The sequence below is a fragment of the Streptomyces sp. SAJ15 genome (genome assembly GCF_007595705.1).
In the GTDB taxonomy this organism is placed as follows: domain Bacteria; phylum Actinomycetota; class Actinomycetes; order Streptomycetales; family Streptomycetaceae; genus Streptomyces.
This window is the reverse complement of the sequence record NZ_NISY01000022.1, coordinates 52,754-59,374: the sequence shown is the minus strand read 5'-3', so window position 1 is coordinate 59,374 and position 6,621 is coordinate 52,754. Positions and strand designations below refer to the sequence as shown.

At 71.6% G+C, this 6,621-nt stretch carries 5 protein-coding genes; 2 read left to right on the top strand and 3 right to left on the bottom strand.

The window, feature by feature from the left end:
- Positions 1-483: 483 nt before the first annotated feature.
- The gene (locus tag CD790_RS32800) at positions 484-1,368 is read right to left on the bottom strand and encodes an MOSC domain-containing protein (protein WP_144387034.1); all 885 of its coding nucleotides are present in this window, start codon (positions 1,366-1,368) and stop codon (positions 484-486) included.
- A 234-nt stretch (positions 1,369-1,602) separates the two neighbouring features.
- Between CD790_RS32800 and CD790_RS32795 the strand changes: the two genes are divergently transcribed.
- Both CD790_RS32795 and CD790_RS32790 read left to right on the top strand, forming a co-directional pair.
- Positions 1,603-3,390 (top strand): NAD(P)/FAD-dependent oxidoreductase, encoded by a 1,788-nt coding sequence (locus CD790_RS32795; RefSeq protein ID WP_260868068.1) that lies wholly within the window; start codon positions 1,603-1,605, stop codon positions 3,388-3,390.
- A 131-nt stretch (positions 3,391-3,521) separates the two neighbouring features.
- Positions 3,522-5,030, top strand: coding sequence for an FAD-binding oxidoreductase (locus tag CD790_RS32790; protein ID WP_144387032.1), 1,509 nt, complete (start codon positions 3,522-3,524; stop codon positions 5,028-5,030).
- Here the strand turns inward: CD790_RS32790 and CD790_RS36710 are convergent.
- Both CD790_RS36710 and CD790_RS32780 read right to left on the bottom strand, forming a co-directional pair.
- Entirely contained in the window at positions 5,015-5,377 is a 363-nt protein-coding gene (locus tag CD790_RS36710; protein WP_313956569.1) for a helix-turn-helix transcriptional regulator, read from the bottom strand. The genes CD790_RS32790 and CD790_RS36710 overlap by 16 nt on opposite strands.
- 240 nt (positions 5,378-5,617) lie before the next feature.
- Positions 5,618-6,412: an IclR family transcriptional regulator gene (locus tag CD790_RS32780; RefSeq protein ID WP_144387031.1), complete on the bottom strand. Its 795-nt coding sequence runs from the start codon at positions 6,410-6,412 to the stop codon at positions 5,618-5,620.
- Positions 6,413-6,621 lie beyond the last annotated feature (209 nt).

The window sequence follows — 6,621 nt, the reverse complement described above, 5'->3', positions numbered from 1 at the left end:
GCCCGGGGTACACGGCGGGGGCCAGCCCCTGTTCCCGCCGCGACGGCGCGTCACCACGACGCCGCAGCCCGGCGGTGCCGTTCCGGGCGTGGCCCCGGGTCCCTGGCAGACGGGGCAAATGATCGGTGCCGTCGCCCACGCGCGGTGGGCGTCGCTCCGGGCTCCGCCCGCAACCCGCGCATGCGCGTCCGGGCTTCGCCTGGTCCCGTGGCGAGGGCGGGCACATGATCCCGCCGCGATGGCGCGGCACCACGACGCCGCAGCCCGGCGGTGCCAAACCGGGCGTGACCCCCGGGGGGCCTGGCAGATGGGGCACCTGATCGGTGTCGACGCCCCACGCGATGGGAGCCCTCCGGGCTCCGCCCGGAAACGGCGTGGGGGGCTCGTACCGGGCTCCGCCCGGAACCCGCACCGTGGGCCCAGGGCCGGGCTCCGCCCGGGAAGGCGTGGCGCCATCCCGTCGAGACGGCGCCCTCCGGGCGCCTACGCCTCTGAGGCGCCCCATTCGGTCACCGTCACCTCGTCGCCCACGGCCAGCTTCCCCGGCCGTACGACCGAGAACTTCGTGCCGAAGACGATGCCGCCGGCCGTGGTGCGGCGGTAGTGGGCGAGGGTGCGCAGCGGCTCGGGGCCGGCCTTGACGCCTCGTGTCTGGTCGACCATGGTGACGGCGCAGCGGACGGCGAGCTTGAGGTAGCCCAGTTCGGCGTTACCGGCGCGGACCCGGCGGGCCCGGTCCTCCCAGTGCGGCTCCGTGAGGTCCGCCAAGTCCGCGGCCTCCGCGGCCCCCGCGGCCGACGCGGCCTCCGCGGAACGGGTGTCGACCACCACGTTGGGCCGGAAGCGGTCCATCGGCAGCGAGGGGGATCCGGCCGCCCGGAGCCGGCGTCCGAGCTCGTCGAGGCTGGCGCGGGAGAGCATGAGCAGCGCGCCGCTGTCGGCGTAGCCGGCGGTGCCGGGGATCCAGCCGTCGGTGACCCGTCCGTGGTCCCGCGGCACCCGCACCAGCCGGCTCGGGGCGCCGAGCAGCTCGGAGAACCAGGCGGCGGCGTCCGGGCCCTGGTCGATGCCCCGGTAGGGCTTGTCGAACATCTCCACCGCGCGCGGGGCGGAGTGGCTGTCCACCGCGATCGGCAGCGGCGTCATGCCCGGCGCGGTCAGGGTGAGCCGCTCGCCGTCGGCACTGATCTCGGGACGCACCACCGCGAGGAGCGGCTCGCGTCGCTGGCTGCGGAAGACGCCGTCCTCGCTGACCACCATGAAGCTGCGGTCGTATGCCAGTCCCGCCGGCGTGAGCAGGGATTCGGTGAGCGGAATTCCGGCACACCCCTTGATGGGGTAGGAGATCAGATCGACGACTATCACCATCACCCCACTGTACAGCCGGGTAAGGGGCGCCGACCGAGGTGGCCCCCTCGGTCGCCGGACGTTCAACCGTCGTATGCACACCCACGGTTGGGCCGTGCTCTCACGTGTGCGTCAAGGCCGTCTCAGGGCCCGATAACTGCCGCTCTTACTGCCGCATTTACTGCCGGTCGGGGGATGACCCACGCAGTAGATTTCCCAGCACGTAGGACCGCATAACGGGGGAGTGACATGGGAGTGAGTACCCAGGAAATCAAGGCGCACTACGACGTGGTCATCATGGGCGGTGGCCCGGGTGGATCGACGCTGGGCGCGCTGCTGGCGCGGGACAGCGGGCTGAGCGTCGCGATTATCGAGAAAGAGGAGTTCCCGCGCGAGCACATCGGCGAGTCCTTCGCGCACCCGCTCATACCGGTGCTTGAGGAGAGCGGCGCGCTGCCGAAGGTGTTGGCGTCCGACTGTTGGGTCCAGAAGTACGGCGGAATCTTCAACTGGGACCCCAGCGGGCCCTCGGTGGCCCTCTTCGACCACGCAAACTGGGCGGTGGACGGGATCTACCGCTGGGCGATGCACGTCAACCGCTCCGAGTTCGACAAGATCCTGCTCGACCACGCCAGGGACACCGGCGTCGAGGTCTTCGAAGGGGTGTCGGTCTCGTCCTGCACGCCGCGCGAGGGCGGCTGCGACGTGCTGCTCAAGGACGGTCGGCGGATCGCCGCGGGCTACTTCGTCGACGCCTCCGGGCGCCGCAACAGCATCGTGGCCAAGAAGAAGCGGCAGTGGCTCTCCGGCTACCGCAACATCGCCATCTGGCAGCACTACACCGGCGGCCGGTTCGCACAGACCCTGCCCGGCGACTGGAACGTCTTCCGCGAGGAGAACCTGTCGCCCATCGGCTGCTTCGCCTTCCAGGACGGCTGGTGCTGGTACATCCCGGTGCCGAAGATCATCGACGGGGAGCGGAAGCTCACCCACTCGATCGGCATGGTGACCCTGCCGGAGATCCTCAAGGAGCCGGGCAAGGACTTCACCGACCCGGAGATCTTCCTGCGCACCGTCCAGCAGGTGCCGATGCTCAAGGACCTGATCCAGGACGTGACGCCGGTGATGAGCGACCGGATGCTCACCGCCACCAACTACTCCATGATCAACGACCGGTTCGCCGACTACGACGAGCGCTGGGTGCTGCTCGGCGACGCCTCGTACTTCGTGGACCCGCTGTTCTCCTCCGGCGTGGCCTTCGCCGCCGCCCAGGCGTCCGCCACCGCCGCGCTGCTCCGGCACACCGCCGAGTCCTCGCTGCCCGAGGAGGACAAGCGCGGCCTGTGGCGGGACTACGACACCGAGTGGCACGGCATGGCGGAGACCTTCGCGCTCTCCATCGACCAGTGGTACCACGCCATCGGCAAGAGCCACCCGGACAGCGTCTACTGGTCCTCGCGCGGCGGCGCCGACGAGGCGGCCGCCAACCGCGAGCAGACCTTCCAGGCCCTGCTGAACACCGCCTTCACCCCGGATCTGCTCCAGGTGCTCAGCAAGGGCACCCGGAAGGTGGACGACCTGGAGCACGAGGGCCCGTACATGCGCGCCTACGGGCTGGCGGCGGCCGCGGAGCCGGACAAGGAGGCGCTGATCTCCCTGGCGGCCGGCGTGGAGATGCGGTCGAGCGTGGGGCTGGACGTGCCCGGCTTCAAGGCGTTCATCCCGCCCGAGCCCATCGAGTTCCCGGAGCAGGCCAAGTCGGCCATCGCCACGTACTGGAAGGATCCGGTGGCCAACGGGCACCTGGTGAGCTCGCCGCTGGCCGAGCCCATCGACTGCCACCGCTTCTTCTTCACCGCGGACCCGGAGCGCATCCAGATCCGCTCGGTCGTGGGCCGGGACGGCGGCGCCGAGCTGTGGGAGCTGCTGGGTGAGGGCCCCAGGCCCTGGCACGAGCTGACCGCGCTGCTGACCGACGCCCAGCAGCGGTTGGCCCGACGGCTGCTGCGGGCCGGGATGTTGGAGGCCCGAGAGGCCGACTGATCCCGGCGGCGGCGCGCTTCCCGCGGGCACACCGGCGACCGGTGTGCCCGCGGCGTCCCCGAGCGCGGCCGCGGCGCAGCACCCCGCCCGGCCCCGCCCGGGCGCCGATTCCGGAAAGGACAGTGCCAGCAGTGTCAGCAACATCAGAACAGGTCGCCGCCGCCGTCGCGGACTGGACCCGGTCGCTGGGCGAGGACGGTGTCGTCACCGACCCCCAGGCCATCGCCCGGACCGTGGAGAACACCTCCCGGTTCCGCGTCCGGCAGGTGGTGGCGGTCCTCACCCCGCGCACGACCGAACAGGTCCAGGCGCTCGTCCGCACCGCCCGCGAGCACCGGGTGCCGCTCTACCCGTACAGCACCGGGCGGAACTGGGGGATGGGCTCCAAGATGCCGGTCCGGGACGGCTGCGCGCTGGTCGACCTCGGCCGGCTGGACGCCATCCGCGAGGTCGACGAGCGCTACCACTACGCGGTCGTCGAGCCGGGCGTCACCCAGCGCCGGCTGAGCGCGTACCTCCGGGAGCGCGGGCTGCGGCTCCAGCTCAACGTCACCGGCTCCACCCCCGACTCCAGCGTGGTGGGCAACCTGGTGGAGCGGGGGACGGGCTTCCGTAACCACCGCACCGAGGACCTGCGCGGCGCCGAGGTGGTGCTGGGCACCGGGGAGTTGCTGCGCACCGGCTTCTGGGCCGAGGCCAAGCAGCCGCGCGAGACGCACCACTACCGGTACGGCATCGGGCCGCACCTGGACGGGCTGTTCACCCAGTCCGGGCTGGGGCTGATGACCGCGGCCGTGGTGAATCTGATCCCGGTCCAGGAGGAGACCCGGATGCTCATGTTCTCCTTCGCGGAGACCGAGCTGTCCCGGGTCATGGACCGGATCTCCGAGCTCTACAAGGACGGCACGCTGCGCTGGATCACGCATGTCTTCAACGACAAGCGCGTCCTCACCATGACCAGTGAGGAGCGGGTGGCGACGTGGACCGGCATCGGCGCGGTCGACGGCAGCCTGGCGCAGGTGGAGTTCACCAGCGGGCAGATCCGCGCGGCGCTGGAGGAGTGCGGGGCGCGGGTCGCCTTCGTGGACCGCGAGGCGGCGTTCGCCGAGGACGCCGATCCGATGGTGCGCGGGATGTACCGGCTGCACACCGGCGAGCCCGACACCGTCTTCATGGAGGGGCTCTACCACACCCTGGGCAGCGAGTCCGGGATCGAGGGGGAGGTCACCGAGCTGGACGAGCTGGACCACTCCCGCTTCGGAATGCTGGCCTGCCTGCCGATCTTCCCGCTGGAGGGCGAGCAGGTGACCGAGGCGATGGGCATCGTGGAGCGGGTCTGCGCGCGCCACGGCCTGGTGGCCGCGGTGGCGCTCAACCCGATCGACTCCACCTGCGCCGAGTCGGTGATCAACGTCTACTTCGACCGGACCGACGAGGAGGCGGCGGGGCGGGCCCAGCGGTGCGTCCGCACCCTTCACCGCGAGCTGTACGCGGCGGGCTTCCGGTTCTATCGGGTGGACATCGAGAACATGGGCCAGCTGGCGGAGCTGGACCCGGAGCTGTGGGCCGGAGCCGATGCGCTGAAGGCGGCCTTCGACCCCGACCACATCATCGCCCCGGGCCGCTACAGCCGGCTGTGACGGCCGGCGGCCACGGCCGGTTCCGGGCCGGCCAGCGCCGGCCCGGCACCGTCCGCCCCGGGCATCATCACCACGGCGAGGATCACCATGCCGCCGCCACCCCCGCGGTGGCGGCGGCTGGCCACGGCCTCGAAGGCCGCCCTCTGTAAGCCGTCCAGGCCGAGCGCCTTGGCGAGCAGCCGGACGGTCTCCTTGCGTGGACGGTTGACGCGCCCGTGCTCCAGGTCCCTGATGGCCCGGACGCTGAGGGTGGAGAAGTCGGCGAGCTCCTTCTGGGTCATACCGATCTGGAGCCGGAAGTCACGGAGAACGTCGGAGAATCGTGCGGTGGGCGCGGAAACACTCACGGTAGGCCTTTCCCGGTCGCCGCCGAGGCCCTCGGTGTCGCCGAGGTCTCGGCGAGGGCTGCTGCCCCGCTCCGGCGCCCCGGGCCGGGTCGGAGGTTGGAGCAGCCGGGTGGGGCGCCGAAGATCTACAGACCCGAAACAGTATTCGTTATGACTGAACTCCGTTCGGAAGCTACGGAGTCACATCCCAACTGTCAAGGTTTGTATCATCGTTGGCCCGGAAGAGGCATAGACCTGTCTTTATCCTGCCAACCGGGCGCCGCAGCCGCGGGGTGCGCCCAGGTCGCGGGAGAGGGCGCGCGCGGTATCCCGCACGGCCACCGCGAGGCGCTGCCGGCTCTCGTCCGCCAGGAGGCGCTCCCGGGGGCCGACCAGTCCGATCGCCCCGGCCGCCGCGCCCGAGCGGTCGAAGACCGGGGCGGCGATGCCCGCCTCGCCCAGCGCGGACTCCTGGTCCTCCACGGCGTAGCCGGTGGTCCGGGCCACGTCCAGCTGGGTGGCCAGCTCGGCCAGCTCGGCGGGGTCGGTCGGGCCCGTGCCGGCGGGGCGGGTCCGCGCCGCGGCCAGCAGCCGCTCCCGCTCCGGGCAGGGGGCGAAGGCGGCGATCGCCTTGCCGAGGGCGCACGCCGGCCAGGGGAGGGAGGACCCGGCCTCCGGCAGCTGGAGGGCGCCGGTCGGACGCAGCGCGTGGTGTACCACCAGCACCCGCTCCCCGGTGAGCACGCCCACCCACACCGCCTCGCCGGTCTGCGCGGCCAGCGCCTCCGCCCACACCACCGATCTGGTGCGCAGCGTCTGCGTCTCCAGAAAGGCGTTGCCCAGGAAGACCAGCTCCGGCCCGAGCTGGTACTTGCTGGTCTCGGCGTCCCGCACCACCAGGCCCTCCGCCTCCAGCGTGCGGAGCAGCGCGTGCACGGTCGGCTTCGCCGCGTCGACGCGGGCGGCGAGATCGGTCACCCCCAGCCGGGGGCCGGCGCTCGCGAGCTCTCGCAGAATGCGCACCGCACGCTGGACGGACTGCACCGACTGGGTCATGTCTTGTCTCCTGTTCGGAGTTACTGAACGCGGCACATGAATGCGGCATCCCCCGTTCGTACGTACCCCACGGAAGTGGAGAGTACTGATGATCGTGACCAGGACACGACAGAAAAGGGAGAAGAGGGCGGTGGATCGGGGTGCGGCCGGGAGCGGTCTCATGGCGCGGCGCGCCGGTGCGCGTGAAACGCATGGGCGTATGCCGTACG